The organism is Ruegeria sp. HKCCD4315 (assembly GCF_013112245.1).
Classification (GTDB): domain Bacteria; phylum Pseudomonadota; class Alphaproteobacteria; order Rhodobacterales; family Rhodobacteraceae; genus Ruegeria.
Map to the genome: position 1 here is coordinate 261,291 of NZ_WVRN01000002.1, position 15,237 is coordinate 276,527.

At 55.9% G+C, this 15,237-nt stretch carries 14 protein-coding genes; 5 read left to right on the top strand and 9 right to left on the bottom strand.

Annotation, left to right across the window (positions count from 1 at the left end; genetic code table 11):
* The 3 genes from GS646_RS19125 to GS646_RS19135 all read left to right on the top strand — a co-directional run bounded on the left by GS646_RS19125 (position 1) and on the right by GS646_RS19135 (position 3,336).
* Positions 1-2,016: an acetate--CoA ligase family protein gene (locus tag GS646_RS19125; protein WP_171647304.1), complete on the top strand. Its 2,016-nt coding sequence runs from the start codon at positions 1-3 to the stop codon at positions 2,014-2,016.
* Positions 2,017-2,019: 3 nt separating this feature from the next.
* Positions 2,020-2,799 carry a carnitinyl-CoA dehydratase gene (locus GS646_RS19130; protein WP_171185670.1) on the top strand — a complete coding sequence of 260 codons (780 nt, stop codon included), beginning with the start codon at positions 2,020-2,022 and terminating at the stop codon, positions 2,797-2,799.
* A gap of 66 nt (positions 2,800-2,865) precedes the next feature.
* Positions 2,866-3,336, top strand: coding sequence for a hypothetical protein (locus GS646_RS19135; protein ID WP_171185668.1), 471 nt, complete (start codon positions 2,866-2,868; stop codon positions 3,334-3,336).
* On the opposite strand, the gene GS646_RS19140 is transcribed toward GS646_RS19135, so the two are convergent.
* From GS646_RS19140 to GS646_RS19160, 5 genes are read right to left on the bottom strand one after another with little or no spacing between them, the layout of a single operon-like run.
* Positions 3,327-4,397: a polyprenyl synthetase family protein gene (locus tag GS646_RS19140; RefSeq protein WP_216600414.1), complete on the bottom strand. Its 1,071-nt coding sequence runs from the start codon at positions 4,395-4,397 to the stop codon at positions 3,327-3,329. The genes GS646_RS19135 and GS646_RS19140 overlap by 10 nt on opposite strands.
* A 3-nt stretch (positions 4,398-4,400) precedes the next feature.
* A complete protein-coding gene (locus GS646_RS19145) occupies positions 4,401-6,503 on the bottom strand; it encodes an FAD-dependent oxidoreductase (protein ID WP_171647302.1) in 2,103 nt (700 codons plus the stop codon).
* Positions 6,496-7,320 (bottom strand): DUF3237 domain-containing protein, encoded by an 825-nt coding sequence (locus GS646_RS19150; RefSeq protein WP_171647300.1) that lies wholly within the window; start codon positions 7,318-7,320, stop codon positions 6,496-6,498. The genes GS646_RS19145 and GS646_RS19150 overlap by 8 nt, the downstream gene beginning before the upstream one ends.
* A gap of 14 nt (positions 7,321-7,334) precedes the next feature.
* Entirely contained in the window at positions 7,335-8,219 is an 885-nt protein-coding gene (locus GS646_RS19155) for an encapsulin (protein WP_171185664.1), read from the bottom strand.
* A gap of 53 nt (positions 8,220-8,272) precedes the next feature.
* Positions 8,273-11,470, bottom strand: a complete 3,198-nt coding sequence (locus GS646_RS19160; RefSeq protein WP_171647298.1) for an adenylate/guanylate cyclase domain-containing protein — start codon at positions 11,468-11,470, stop codon at positions 8,273-8,275.
* 466 nt (positions 11,471-11,936) lie between these two features.
* On the opposite strand from GS646_RS19160, the gene GS646_RS19165 reads away from it, so the two are divergent.
* Positions 11,937-12,401 carry a class I SAM-dependent methyltransferase gene (locus GS646_RS19165; RefSeq protein ID WP_171185660.1) on the top strand — a complete coding sequence of 155 codons (465 nt, stop codon included), beginning with the start codon at positions 11,937-11,939 and terminating at the stop codon, positions 12,399-12,401.
* On the opposite strand, the gene GS646_RS19170 is transcribed toward GS646_RS19165, so the two are convergent.
* A complete protein-coding gene (locus GS646_RS19170) occupies positions 12,366-12,629 on the bottom strand; it encodes a hypothetical protein (RefSeq protein WP_171185658.1) in 264 nt (87 codons plus the stop codon). The genes GS646_RS19165 and GS646_RS19170 overlap by 36 nt on opposite strands.
* A gap of 75 nt (positions 12,630-12,704) precedes the next feature.
* Here GS646_RS19170 and GS646_RS19175 point away from each other — a divergent pair, with 75 nt between their 5' ends.
* On the top strand, positions 12,705-13,751 hold the full coding sequence (locus GS646_RS19175) for a glycosyltransferase (RefSeq protein WP_171647297.1): 1,047 nt from the start codon (positions 12,705-12,707) through the stop codon (positions 13,749-13,751).
* A 46-nt stretch (positions 13,752-13,797) separates the two neighbouring features.
* On the opposite strand, the gene GS646_RS19180 is transcribed toward GS646_RS19175, so the two are convergent.
* From GS646_RS19180 to GS646_RS19190, 3 genes are read right to left on the bottom strand one after another with little or no spacing between them, the layout of a single operon-like run.
* Complete coding sequence (locus GS646_RS19180; protein WP_171185655.1) at positions 13,798-14,055, bottom strand: hypothetical protein; 258 nt, start codon at positions 14,053-14,055, stop codon at positions 13,798-13,800.
* 13 nt (positions 14,056-14,068) lie between these two features.
* Positions 14,069-14,761, bottom strand: a complete 693-nt coding sequence (locus GS646_RS19185) for a NapC/NirT family cytochrome c (protein WP_171185653.1) — start codon at positions 14,759-14,761, stop codon at positions 14,069-14,071.
* A gap of 29 nt (positions 14,762-14,790) precedes the next feature.
* Positions 14,791-15,228 carry a nitrate reductase cytochrome c-type subunit gene (locus GS646_RS19190; protein WP_171094559.1) on the bottom strand — a complete coding sequence of 146 codons (438 nt, stop codon included), beginning with the start codon at positions 15,226-15,228 and terminating at the stop codon, positions 14,791-14,793.
* Between the last annotated feature and the right edge of the window lie 9 nt (positions 15,229-15,237).

Consider the following 15,237-nt stretch of genomic DNA (forward strand, 5'->3'; position numbering starts at 1 on the left):
ATGAACAAAGACCTGACCCGGCTTTTGCGCCCGAAAACTATCGCTGTCATTGGCGGTGGTGTCTGGTGTCAGCAGGTTATTCTGCAATCCGAACGTATGGGCTATGCCGGGCAAATCTGGCCAGTTCATCCCAAAGCCAACGAAATCGCGGGACACAAGGTTTATGGCCAGATCGAAGACCTGCCTGAAGCCCCGGATGCGGTGTTCATTGGCATCAACCGCCACGCCACTATTGAGGCGGTTCAGGTCCTTTCCAGCATGAGCGCGGGCGGGGCGGTCTGTTTTGCCTCGGGTTTTTCCGAAGCCGTCGCTGAAGACGACACCGGCGGGGACTTGCAGGCGCAGCTGATCGCCGCAGCCGGTGACATGCCCATTCTTGGCCCGAATTGTTATGGCTACATCAACGCGCTGGACGGTGCGCTGTTGTGGCCGGACCAGCACGGGGCGACGCCGGTGGACAAAGGCGTCGCGATCCTGACTCAAAGTTCGAATATCTCGATCAACCTGACCATGCAGAAACGCGGCTTGCCGATTGCCTATATGGTGGCTTGCGGAAACATGGCGCAAACCAGTCAAGCGCAGATCGCTGCGGCCTTGCTTGATGATCCGCGCGTGACAGCCCTGGGTTTGCACGTCGAAGGTTTCAAGGACATCCGCGAGTGGGAGGCGCTGGCCGCAAAGGCCCATGCAAAGGGCATTCCGCTGGCCGCCCTAAAGGTCGGCGCTTCGGAACAGGCGCAGGCAGCGACGGTGTCTCATACAGCGTCTCTGGCAGGAAGTGATGCGGGCGCGCAGGCGTTGTTGGACCGGCTTGGTATCCCGCGTCTTTCGTCGCTACCGGATTTCCTCGAAACGTTGAAACTGCTGCACTGCTACGGTCCATTACCCAGCGGTAACATAGCCTCGATCAGCTGTTCGGGGGGCGAGGCGAGCCTGATTGCAGACATGGCGGTCGGCACCGGTTTGACCTTCCCACCGCTAAGTGATGATAAAAAGACCCATCTACGCAATGCGCTAGGTCCTATGGTGGCGCTGAACAATCCGCTGGATTATCACACCTATATCTGGCGCGATGAACGCGCGATGTCGCAGGCATGGTCCGGTATGACGGGTGAGGATATCGACCTGACGTTTTCTATCGTCGATTATCCGACCACCGACGCCACAGATTGGACCTGTGCAACGCGGGCGGCCTTGCAAGTTCGTGCGGACACTGGGGCACGGTTTGCCATTGTCGCGACCCTGCCAGAGTTACTGCCTGAAGATGTGGCGAAAGACCTGATGACAGGCGGCGTCGTGCCTTTTATGGGTATCCGTGAAGCGCTTGCCGCCACGCGCGCGGCGGGTCAGGTCCGTGCCCCCTGTTTGCAGCCCGTTTTGCTGCCAGGCAGCGTCGAGGCGTCCGGAACCCTTACCGAGGGGGTGTCCAAACAGGCGCTGGCAGAATGCGGTTTGCGCATCCCTCAAAACCGCACAGTCAGTGGCGCAGAAGAAATCAGCAAAGCGGTGCAGGATATGCGCGCCCCTTTTGCGGTGAAAGGCGTAGGGCTTGCGCACAAATCAGAATACGCCGCCGTTCGGCTGGGCATCCAGGCCGAAGACGTGGCCGATGTAGCGGCCGAAATCGGCACCGAAGCCATTCTGATAGAAGAGATGATCACGGGGACCGTTGCGGAACTTTTGGTTGGTGTTGTTCGTGATCCGGCGCATGGGTTTGTATTGACCATTGGGGCAGGGGGCGTACTGACCGAAGTCATGCGTGACACAGTTTCTCTGCTGGTGCCCAGCGTGCCCGAAGACATCCGCACGGCTCTTGACCAGCTGAAAATCGCACCTCTGCTTGCAGGCTATCGCGGCCAACCGGGGGCTGATATGGATTCGATCATTGCCGCAGTCGATGCTGTTCAGGCTTATGTTTTGCAAAACGCCGACACGCTCGGCGAGGTCGAGATTAACCCTCTCCTCTGCACGCGGGACGACGCGGTTGCGGTGGATGCACTTATAAGGAAGGCCTGAAAAATGGACCCAATCAAAACCCGCCGCGACGGAACGATCCTCGAGGTGACGCTGGACCGCCCCAAGGCCAATGCCATTGACCTTGCCACCAGCAGAATCATGGGCGAGGTCTTTGCCGCATTTCGCGACGACCCAGAGCTTCGCGTAGCCATTCTGACCGGCGCGGGCGATAAATTCTTTTGCCCCGGCTGGGACCTGAAAGCTGCCGCCGATGGTGACGCGGTGGACGGGGATTATGGTGTTGGCGGGTTTGGAGGTCTGCAAGAGCTGCGCGACCTGAACAAGCCCGTGATCGCAGCCGTGAACGGCATCGCCTGTGGGGGCGGGCTTGAGCTTGCCCTTTCAGCGGACATGATCTTTGCCGCTGATCACGCCACTTTTGCCCTACCGGAAATCCGCTCGGGCACTGTGGCAGATGCTGCCAGCGTCAAGCTGCCCAAACGCATTCCATATCACATTGCCATGGAACTGCTGCTGACCGGGCGTTGGTTCGATGCGGAAGAAGCCAATCGTTGGGGGCTGGTGAATGAGATCGTCGCTGCCGATCAACTCATGGACCGTGCCTGGGAACTTGCCCGCCTTCTGGCCTCGGGGCCGCCTTTGGTTTATGCGGCAATCAAGGAGATCGTGCGCGACGCCGAGGATACCAAATTCCAGGATGCGATGAACCATATCACCAAACGTCAGCTGCGCACTGTTGACGTACTCTATGCCAGTGAAGATCAACTGGAAGGTGCCCGCGCCTTTGCCGAAAAACGCGATCCGGTTTGGAAAGGGAAATAAACAAACCCAGCGATCAGTAGGTGGATTTGCCATTTACTGATCCACGCTGCGGGTGCACAATAAGTTATGCCTTATTTCGAGCGTAAACCCTACGAAAACCCGTCACGCGTAATTAGCTCTGTTGCATCGCAGCCAGACACTCAACCGATTTCGGATATCGCGCGTCGCGTGCTTGAGACAGAGCGCGGCAACCAAAAACATCTTGAAGGGCCTTTTACCTGTCGCAAGATCTGCCATCCCGGCGGTACGGCCACAATCTTGTTGTCCTTTGCTGCGGCTGATGGTGACGAGCCGGTTGAAATGCAGTTCGAACCCGGTGATCTGACCAATCCGAATGGGGATATTCTGCCTGCAAACCGCGTAAACGTTGTTCCACCCCAAATCCAACTGGCTGCCGGAGAGACCACAGATGTAGCGATTGTAGTCACCGTGCCGGATTTGACGGAACCGGGCGCTTATCATGGCCGGATCGCCTGCACCGGGACCGAGCAAACTTCGATCGTTGTGGTGTTTGAGGTTGCGGGCGCTCAGACCTGACGGGTCACGAGGTAATCCATGAACTGCGCCAGAAACGCACGCGGGGCGTCTTGGGTGCCTGCAAATACCTGCGCAAATTCCTGACGGGCAGATACAAGCAGATCGTTGGCCGCATCTTGCGCAAATCGGATGCTGCCATAGTGGCCCATACGCTCAAGCACCCATTCAACATCCTGATTTGACCGGTTTTCACGCGGGTTTGACAGCATCTCGGCCAATCGCTTCTGTTCCGGTTCATCGGCGTGCAGGCTAAGCTGACCCAACATCAGCGTGCGTTTGCCCTCATAGATGTCGCCGCCAATTTCCTTGCCATATTTGTCCTGCGAACCAACAAGGTTCAGAACGTCGTCCTGAATTTGAAAAGCTGCGCCCAGAAAAAAGCCGAACGCGTTGAAATCATCCAGATTTAACGCGCCCAACGCTACATCCTGCGGCCGCGCAATCAATGCCCCGATCCGCATGGGGTGAATGAAACTGTACCAACAGGTCTTTTTAAGACACATCCGCAAATAGTCCGAGGCGTCCACGTTCAGTCGGTTGTCCCGTATCCAACCCAGCTCCAACGCCTGACCTTCAATGGATTGCTGTAGCAGATGGTCGAACTCATCCACGACACGCATTCCGGTTTCCAGCCCAAGCGACCCAAGATTTTGCCGCAACAGCCGCAGGGCCAGCGCCTGCATCCCGTCGCCTGTATTTATGGCCAAAGGGACTCCAAGCCGCTGGTGCATGCACGCGCGCCCACGCCTGAAATCGCTTTGATCTTCGATGTCATCGTGGATCAAAAAGGCATTATGCAAAAGCTCCAGCACAGCTGCGGACACCCGTGCTTCCTCGGTGTTGCCCCCAAAGGCTTCGCAGGTGGCCAGCAATAGCGCGGGCCGTAGTCCTTTGCCTGATGTTTCGATATAATCCCGTATCGGACCATACAGATAAGCCTGGGGTTCACCCCTTGGCAAAAGCCCCAACAGAGTTTCACGCGCGCGATCCCCGTAAGAGGTCAGCTGTTTCAGAAACTCCTGCTGTGCCGCAGGGTCCAGATGCGCGGTTCCGGGTTTCAATGTTTAACTCTTCTGCGTGATGATCACGCGGGGTTTGCTGTTCTGCGCACGGTCGGAGGCGAAGGGGGCATCCGTCATTGGCAGAGCCCTGGACAGAACATCAGACTGACCGCTGTCGCGTCCCAGATCATAGGCTAGATCTTCGGCCACCTCATCTCCGGGGATCGGAAGATCAGCGGTGGGCTCATAGCTGGCCATCAGATCAAACAGTTCTTTAGGCGGGCAAATCATGCGCAGCGCTTCGGCGATGGCCGGGTCTTCGATGATCCCGCCGGGCTTGGAGTATTCAGCAGTCTGTTCCCCAATGACCGCCAAAGGTCCGTCGCCGCCGCGATCAACCCCTGTCGTGTCCTGACCCATTTTGAGTGCAGCCTCAACCGCAACCGCGAACCTGTTGTCCCAAGGCAGACCCGCTTGGTAACGCGCGTAGTCATAGGCGCGCAGCGGTTTCAGGATATCAGGCTCGTGCAGGTCCCAGATCTGGCAGGGCTCGGCATCCGACCCGCTGCGTTGCAGGATCGCGTTGACCGCCCGGCGCGCGGCCTCATTCGCTCCTTCCATTGTGGCAAGGTCAGTGAAGGTGCGCACATAATCGGAGGCCAGAAAGAAGTTCGGGATCAATGTGGCCGCATCTGGCCGCAGCCGCCAACTGTTGATTCGGTTGACCAGCAGAGGTTCCACATTGCTTTGTCGTTTGGGATCTTCGGGGTCCTGCACGATGTCGGGGTCGAGGAACCAATAGTGCATATCCTCATCCCGCAGCACAGTCTCGCCATCTACATTGAGGCTGCGCTTGAGCTGCTCCCAAACCTCTTTTGCAATCTCTTCCCGGGTGCAATTGCGCGCGGTCTTGCCGTTTAGACCCGGCTTGTCCCATTCCGAAATGTCAATTGAAAGCAGACCCTTGGTTTTGCCTTCAGCCCAGTTGTCAAAGTTGATCCCCGGCCAGAACTGTTTTTGCGACACGGCGGTCAAAGCCCACGGGCTATCAATGAAGATGACGTGGCCGTTGGTCAGCGTGACCTCTTTGGTCAAATAAAACTGAATGCCGTTCATCCACTGCACGTCGTTCGCAAGAAGCGGCAGTTTGGCAAGCGCCGGATCGGCCGCCATCATCTCGGGCGTCAGAAGTGGCGCGATACGTTCGATCGGCATGGCGCTGATGAACCAGTCGCCTGTGACTTTCTGCTTTTTGCCATCCAGTTCGACCGTCGCACCGGTGATCCGCCCGTTTTGGCATTCGATGCCTGTCACCTTTGAGTCGAACTTGTAAACCACACCCCTGCTTTTGAGGTAATCCAGCCAGGGTTGAATCCAGACAAGGTTTGTCGGCCCGTTCAGCAACCTGTTGCACTGCGGTTCGGGGGTGGCGATGCCCAACTGCAACTGTACAGCAATGTCGCCCACGGTCTTGGTGCTGGCAGTTGTGGCTTTGGCAGCTACCAAAGACCGGGTCAGGCCAATGGCAAGAAACTTCTGATAAGCTTCCGAGCGGTCTTCCGCCCCGATGAAATCCCACCATCCGATCCGTTCGTATTCGTCGAACCGTCGTTCTTTGCAGGATGTCGCTATTCGCCACATGCAGGCAACGAAGTGCTCGACATCCTCATATGCGATCTGGTCCCTTGGCGAGAGCGCGAAGGCAATTGTCTTGAACGCATCTGCAACGTCCTTGAGAGTGCGAGGAAATCGCTCGGGTACGATGATGCCGGGCTTGTCGAACTGACTGACCAGAACCTGAGTGGTCGGCACCAGATTATCAAAGCACGTGCCTTTGTCGTAATAAGGCGTGCGGGCCATCGTGTCGGTGATGTGCCGATAGAAGTTTGGGAAGAACCGGAACCCGTGCTCGCCGGGCAACCATGGGCGTTTTACGCCGGGAGGATAGCTGGCCCCGTCCATCTCGGCCCATTTTTCCAGCGCCTTGATGTGCTTCGCCTTCGAGCCGTGATCGCCTTCACCCTTCATCACCGGAATGCTGCGTGCCTTGCCGCCGGGGATCATTTGACGTTCGTGGATCTCAACCTCGAACCCGCGTTCAATCAGTTCGTGCGCGGCGCTCATGCCGGCCACGCCACCGCCAAGAATGACAACTTTTTCAGCCATCTGATGTTCCTTTCGCGGAATAGACGTCAAAGCGCAAGGTGATGTCCGACAGGCTGGCTTCGCCGATGCCAAAACCCTGCACCCGGTTAATCCAGCTATAATTCGGGTTCGATGTCAGGTAACGCGGCGCGAGCCGCACAGGGGCCGTGGCGGGCAGCTTACCCTTCAAAACTGCGGCGTAACCGTCGGGACCAAATTCACACACGCCGGTATCTTCAAACAGGATCGGCGCACCCCCTTCGGTTGGCTTGATCAACGCTCTGGCATGTAGCAGTCCCACGCCGTCAGGGCGCACGCGCATCCAATCGCCTCCAACCGGTTCAATCACCCCTTTTAGGTGCGGGCCTTCGACTGTTCCGCCTTCTTTGATTGCAAAATGCAGCCAGATACCGTCTGGTGTCTCGCCCGAGATATGAAAGTCGCCGGTGAAGGGCACAGTGAATTTGGCGATATGCTCCAGAACCGGTGACTGCTGCGCTGGCTTTGGCTGTTGCGCAGGTGCCGCACTCGGAGCCGTGTCAGGTCCCGGGTCATATTCGCGGCCCCCGGACGTCAAAACCGGACGCCAACTGAGCGACTTGTCGTGCATCAAGGTCGGCAAGGCAGCCATAAAGTGCTGAAGACCTGTTTGGGGATCGCGGTGCAGAGGCCAGCCGCGAATGGCCCGCTCGGGGCCGCCAGCTTGCGAACAGATCAGCCGCACAGTGTCATGAGGCGATACGGATGGTCCGGCCTCGATCAAGGCGCGTTTGTCTCCGGCCGCACTGATCGTTTCTGACCAGCGCAGGGTGACACCGCGGTCTGTAAACTCGCGCACGACCAAATCCTCGGTCAGCAGGTGAGGGTGTGGATTGCCTGTTCTTCCTTGATCCGCAGGCGGAATTTTTGTTGCACGCGGAAGACATGCTCGCCTTCGGCCGACGTTTGCAGATACTTGACCGAGATTTCGGACGGCACAACGATTTCAACCGGCGCCCCTTGCAGTGACACAAGCGCCGCTTTGTTTGCGGGTAATGTACCCGAACGCAGCAATGGACCATCCAGAAACGGCAGAATGCTGTCGCGTGGCAGGACCATCGAGTTGTCCATCGGCGTTGTAACAGCCTGGAACAGGCCATTGCCCATCACACAAGCGTATGGGCCTAGATACCCGCGCGATTCCAATTCGTTGATACCCGCAACCACGGCTTCGAATACTTCAGGTCCGGTGCAGGTTTTCTTCTTGGAAGACGACGACCCAGAAGATTTCTCGCCTGCTTCCAGCAAGCCTTCATATTTGCCGCCTCCGGTGACGGTGTAAATCGGCGGCAACGAGGCTGGCGCGCCAGTGGCGGGTTTGGGACCTTCTCCTGTACCGGGTTGACCGTTGAAAATGATGTCATCTTCGACCCGGGCCACAATTGCGGCAGCACGGCGGAACATGATCATGGCTGCCGACAATTCGGGGTCGGCCATTTGCGCACTTTTCAAGTAGACGTTTACTGAAACTGTGGTCAGGCGCGTGGTGTCAAAGTCGTTGACACCAAGACGTTTTGCGGTGCCGTTTTCGTTGTCGATCAACTCAAGCCGATTCAGCGGGACAGATTGCGTGTCAGCCGGCAACGGCCCGTACAGTGGCAGAAAACTTGCGGCCACCCGAGCACGCAGCGCTTCATCATGGACGGCTTTGTTTACAGCGTTCCACTGGTCGTCGCCCCAGTCCAATGCGTCGGTCATTTCAAATCCCTCTTGGTTGTGCTGCCTTCATCGGTGAGGCACTTGGTTTTTGTTCAATTTGCTTCGTTCAGTCGATCCAGAAGTCGCTTGGCCCGATCTTCTTGGACAACAGCGCCGATGCTGTTGGCCAGCTTCAGCGCCAATTCTGCTTCATCCCGGGCGGCGCCTAATTCTCCGCGTGCGGCAAAGGCTTTGGCTCGCACTCGGTGATATTCCGGTTTGTTCAGTGTTTCTCCGCGTTCCCAGCCCGGGGTGCAGACCGCCTCAAGACGGTCCAGAGCTTTATCGATGTCACTATGGTCGATCATGATTTCCGACAGCACGATCTGATTCTGCGGGAATGTGAAGTTACCGCCCGATTTGGAGATCAGGTTCATGCGCGCTTCGATTTGTTCCGGAACGCCAGCAAGGTTACCTTTTCCGGCCTGTGCAAGGCCCATATAGATGTCCTGCATGGCATGCAGATACAGGAACCCTTCTTCATCCGCGATTTTGCGGGCTTCCTTCATTGTGGCGTCCATTCTGTCCCATTCACCCGCATAGGGCAGGAACATACAACAAGCCCCCATAATATAGACAAGGTTAGGCGCATGGTTCAGCGCTTTGCTTACCTCGATAGACTGAAGGCGTGCGGCTTCGGCGTCGTCGAACTTGCCTTGCTGCCACAACAGGCAACCCTGGATTGCCAGCAATGAGGCCAAGGTCGAGGACTGGGTCATCGGCATCATCGCCATATCAAGTTCGGGCGTGATGAGGGCAAAGGCGCGGTCGATCTGGTGTTCACAATCTGCGAATTCACCTCGGAAGTAGTGAGTAAAGCTAAGGGCTCGGGCCGTCAGAACGTTGGCGACCGGATCTTCGGTCATTCCGGCCATTACATTTAGCGCTTGTCCCATCTCCATGGCATGGTTCATATGACCGCCGACAAAGAAGTTGGTCCAGCGACAGAAGGTAGCCGCAAAAAGCGTCTCTCCATCGCCCAGAGCCTGGGCAAGTTCCATCGCACGGGCGGCTGTTTCCCCGACCTGATCCGCAGACCAGCCATAAATCGCCATATAGGCGGGTAGAATGTTCATCTGAACCCGCAATTCGAATCCATCACGTTCGGCAGTTGCGGGCATTGTTCCGAGATTACGCAGTGCCGCCCGAAATGCCGATATCGCAGGAAGGTTTGCCAGTCGGGACAGGGCCAGTTCTCCAGCCGTGAACCAGTGGGTGACGGCCTCGTTCTTTAGCCCTCCCAAATCGCAGTGATGCGCGATGGTATCAGGGGCAGGGCTGCCAAAGGCCTTGTTCCCATCCAGCAGAGCCTTGGCAATTTTCAGATGCAGTTTTTGCCGGTCTTCCCGCAGCAACGAGTTATAGGCTGTGTCCTGAACCAGAGCGTGGTTGAACGTATAGGTGGCCGATCCTTCATCGCTGGTGGCTAACAAAACACCGGCCGCAATCAATTGCAGCAAGGCGCGCTCGACATCCATGTCAGCCTGCGCGACCGCCTTGATCATATGGGCGGAAAAGCTGCGCCCGATGACGGAACCCAGCTGCGCAACCGGTTTGGCGTTTTCCATCCGGTCAAGGCGCGACATCAACGAATCCTGAAGGGTGGATGGCACGCTGAGTGCGTCCAGAACCTCGGCATTGATAGGTGCGTCGGCGGGCAATTGGTCTAGAACCGCTTTGGTCATTTCTTCGATATACAGAGGCACCCCATCCGCTTTTTCGATGATCTGACGGATCAGAATAACCGGCAGGCTATAGGGTTCGGCCACGCGGCGAACCAGTTCGGACGCTTCGGTGCGTGCTAGCGGTGAAAGATCAACGCTTGTCGCCTTGTCCTGAAAATGCTCGGGCGGCTCGTATTCTGGTCGATGTGACAGAACCACTAGAACGGGGAAGCCAACCAGATTGTTCGCAAGCGCGTCCAGCAGATCCAGAGTGGTTGCATCGGCCCAGTGTAGATCCTCGACCACCAACAGCAATGTGCCACGCCTGTCGCAAATGCTGCCGAGGCTGCGCAGCAGCACGTCCATGGATTTGCGTGCTTTTTTAAGAGGATCCGGTTCGGCAGGAGCACCCGAGTCGATGCCCGCCAGATCCAGCAGGACAGGCAAGTCCGTTTCGTTGACTCGAGGGGCGGACTGAACAAAACCAAATATAGCAGCTCGGATATTGTCGTCCGTCTGGTCCCCAGACACGCGCCTTAGTTCACTGACCACGGGGTGCAGAGGAAGGCTGGCCAGATGCGGTGTGCATTGCAGTGTCAGGGGCCTGACCCCAATTGCTTCCGACAACGACTTGATGAGCCGCGACTTGCCTATACCCGCTGCGCCGCCGACAAGGGCCATTCGGCCTGACCCGTCCTGTGCTTCAGTCCAGAGCTGCCTCAGGGCCGACAGATCGTCGTTCCGGGCTACAAGCTTGACAGCAGATCGCCCTGCCCGGGCGTCAAAACGGCTGGTGGATACAGTTTCCTTTAACACGCAATAAACTTTGCGCTGATTTTCGAAACCTTTAAGGTCGTGGCTGCCACGCGGTTCGAACTCGAATGTGCCTTGCGTAAGGCGCATGGTTTCTGAGGATACAATTACCTCGCCGGGTTCGGCCAACCCTTGTAGCCGGGACGCCAGATTTGCCGTCTCGCCGACCAGGAATTCCTCTGACCCGAGACTTTTCGAGGATACGACCCCCACAACAACCATGCCGGTTGCGATTCCCGCGCGCAGATTTAACTTTTCGCCGAACTTATTCTCGAGGTTCTGAACTGCCTCGATCGTCTCCAGAACTGCACGCACGGCGCGTTCTGCATCATCTTCCATGGCCTTCGGATAACCAAAATACACCATGATTCCATCGCCCTGGCGATAGGCCAAATGACAGCCATGCTGTTTCAATGTGCCGATCGCCGTGTCCAGATACAGGTTCATAATCTGCATCAGGTCTTCGGGGTCGTACCGCTGGGCCAGCTGGGTGGAACCTACGAGATCACAAAACACCAGCGTCAGTTGCCTGCGTTCAGCCTCGGACCGAACACCATCTTTATTCGAAGTGTCTTTGCTTCTTAGTTCCGCTTGCGCTTTGCGAAACCGTTTTCTTTCCCCAACACTTAACCCAAGGTCGCGCAGTTCCGGGTCTGTCAATTCGTCCAGAAGCAGGTCGTCGACACCTTCTTGCCGGAACATCGAAAGATGATCCTTCAGGCCAGCCAGATTAAGTATTTTGGATATACGTTTTGCCTCAAGGACCCGCGTCATTGTTCTGCGATCCTGCTCATATTTTTCCCCTCATCGCTCCACACGTATATATTGTATTTGTATAGGCAAAAATAGAGAGGAATTTTTTTGGAATCCATCTTACGCGAGGGTGCATTCGTTAACGTGTTACCTTGTTTGAAGAATTCCTTTTGAGATTTCAATACTCTTTGGTCTGCTTTGCGTAGAAACCCTGAATTTAAGTTTCAATGTGATCTTTCGCGGTTCATTTCACTTTCTTCTATCCAGTTTTAACTTCGTGGCTTCCTAAATGCGCTCAGATTAAGAAATGAACTCATCCTGCCTGATTGCACGGAAAGAAGGCTGCATGCGCACTCTACCCGTCGCTGTTGATGATCCACCTTAACTGCGTTCAAAACCAGCAGTTTCGCCAATTGACAATTTCATAACCCTCGCTCAATGCGGTAGGGATGATCGCAAGTCTGAATTCACGGAGCGCGGCTCCAAAATGCGCAATCTCACCCAACTGGCCAAAAAACACGGTACTGACAAAGGGCTGACAGATCTGGCTCATGGTTACACACGGCTATACGAGCTTCTATTTCACCCGCTTCGGGATAAACCAATTCGGCTTTTGGAAATGGGGTTGTTGCGCGGTGGCCCAGAGGTGCGTGGAAGGCAGGCGGACCGTCAAACGGATCGCGTTCCATCGGTCGATATGTGGCTGGAGTATTTTGAACATTCGCATATCACGGGTCTGGATATCTCGGACTTTTCCTGGCGCAGAGGTCCTAGGTTTGAGTTCGTCCAATGCGATATGGACAAACGTGAAAACATCCAAGCTGCGGCCGCTCAGTTTGAACAGCCCTTTGACGTGATCATCGACGACGCTTCGCACGCCTCGCATCATCAGCAATTCGCGCTATTGGAGATGTGGTCAAAACTCAAGGATGGTGGGGTTTACATTATCTAGGACCCCCACTGGCAACCGGGCACGTTCGAGAACCCGGATTTTCCCAAGACGGGAGATCTGTTCCATGACTTCCAACGCAACCGCCGGTTTGCGCACTCGGATCAGGAGATCGAGCGCGATCTGAACGCCCTTGCGGATGAAATTGGGTTTGCGTTCGTCTTCCCCGACAAGTTCAAGCGACGCGGTGCTCCCAAAATCCTGGCGATGCAAAAAGTTCTTGGCCAGCATGATTGATAACCCACCGCTTGCGGTAGTGTCCGGCCCGATTGTACATTCAAGTTGTGGCCCACGGGATTGTTCCCGATGATCAGCTATAAAAAAATGGCCGTGGTGTTGTGCGCGGACGAAAACCAGATTTGGCAGGCGGCCTATGCGTTGATGCGATCATTCTTGCTCGACACGACCAACGAGATTCAGCATTACCTTTATGTCTCGGCTCAGGTAGATCCGCGGTTGGACGTCCTGTTTTCAAGATGTTTCAAGATCGTCTATTGTCTGGACGACATTGTCCCGCCCGAAAAATTCCGATCGCATGGTTATGTGTCCAAGGCGACTTTGCTCTGGCTGAAAGCACTGGGCGATCTGTCTCAATTGCACGAATTTGTGCTGTATCTCGACAACGACATTGTGCAGCGCTGGGGGTCGCCGGCTGATCTGATGCGGTTGCAGGGTTTCGAACAGCCCATTGCGGCCGTGGCCGATAACACACGCTGGACGCAGGGTAGATTCTGGAAAAACGCGGATTTCAACGTGTTACCTGCAGGCGCGCAGCAAAAGTATTTCAATGCCGGTATGTTGTTCGTCAACAGCAGGGCTTTGATCGCGGAAAACACCTTTGAAAATGCACTTGAAGCGTTAACAGATGCGTCTGATCCTTTGCCTTTGGCCGATCAAAGCGCGCTTAACATTGCTGTGGACGGAAACTGGCTGGAGTTGTCACCATCGTGGAATTGGCAGCACTCATACCTGCCGGGCAAGATCATAGCCTTACTGAACCCTCGTTATGTCCACTTTACGGGACCGGTCAAACCTTGGGCTAACACGACCCGCGAAATAGAAGAGATCTATACCCTGCCCCTTTTGGCCTTTCTAAAGCATTTCGGACTTGAAGATGTACACAATGCGATGTCGGTCGAGAATTATCCGAAGAAACGCCTGACGCATTACATGAAAAGAACGCATGGCATTTCAGAAAACACCCTGTCCAGGTACGACAAAAGCTTGCCCTACTTTTCAGACGGTACTTTTGCGGACCGCCAATCCGGCATTCTTGCTTTTGGGGCAGATACCGACAGGCAGGATTTTCCGTTCCCCGACCTTTTTAACTTCTTTGCATTGAAACCTGATTGAACCTTGCGTGTGTCGGTCCCGCCAGGGTGGCGGAACCGGACCTGTGTCAGGCCGTAGCTCCCTTGAGACGAATGGCTGTGCCCAAACTGCCTGCGCAGAGGCCGACCACAATAGCGATCATCAGTTCCAACGCTTCGACGTGCGCGAATTGAAAGCCAGCAAAAACCAGCGTTTCAAACACGCCAACCGCACCGCCCAATGCCGCCCCAAGCCACAACTTGCGGGTCATCATACCAAGGGCCAGCCCCAGAATGCCGGGCAGGCTCAAGATGTTGCCGCCAATGGTTCCCAGTATTTCTAGCATATCCGCTCCCCCATCAATTCGAGCTGTTGTTCAGGAAGTCGCGGATATCGTCACCCGATGCATTCGCATGTTCTTCCAGAACTTCGCCTTCAAGTCCCGCGGTCACATTCTCGTATGTTTCCAGGTAGTTCGGCGGCAGGCTGTGCGCGATGCCCTGATGGCAATCGATGCAGGTCATGCCTGTGTCAATAGCACGCTGGTGTTCTGATGCAGCGCGGGTTTCCTGAATAGTAAAGTCCATATAGTCGAAGTTGTGACAGTTCCGGCATTCGCGGCTGTCGGACGCCTTCATCTTTTTCCACACGGCAGAGGCCATTGCCAGACGGTGATCCTCGTATTTCTCGGGCGTGCTGATGGTGCCAGCCAGCTCGTGATAAACGTCTTTCACGGCCATGATCTTGGCTTTGATCTTGTGGTTCCACTCATCGGGAACGTGGCAATCGGAACAGATCGCGCGCACACCGGAGTGATTGTTGTAGTGGATCGTTTCGCGGTATTCGCCCAAGTTGGTTTCCATCGTGTGGCACGAGACACAGAACTCTTCAGTGTTGGTCAGTTCCAGCGTCCAGTGAAATCCACCCCAGAACAGGATACCGGCCAGAAAGCCGGCCAGGATCAGAAAACCTGAGCTGAACATAACTGCCGGTGTCCAAATCGCGTTCCACAGGCGACCCAGCATGCCGCGTTTTTCAGGGGAGTCTGCCATGTTGGTGCTCCTTTCAGTCTTGCTTTGGATCAGTTGCCGGTGGAGGGCTGGAACACGTTTTCGACCAGCGGTGGCGCGTCAGCTTGTGGGACGTGGCATTGGTTGCAGAAGTAACGGGTCCCGGCGATACGATCCAATTCGCGCCCTTCGCGATCCAGATAATGGGTCATCGAAAGTGTAGGCGCGTTACGCTCACCCGCCTTGGACCAGTCATGGCAGGACAGGCATTGATTGGTTCGCACATCGATCTGATATTGCTCGATCGAATGCGGAATCAAAGGCGGCTGCTGACGATAGTTGCGCTGCATGCGCCCTTCCACAGTTTTGTGTATTTGATCCAGCGGGATTGGCTCATCGACTTCCGCACCTCGCAGGGTTTCGACCTGAGCGGATTGGGCAAGGGCCCATCCGCTTAGCAACAATACGGGTAGAAGGGCAATTCCGCCTGTAACGATTGATCTTTTCATCTTGGCACT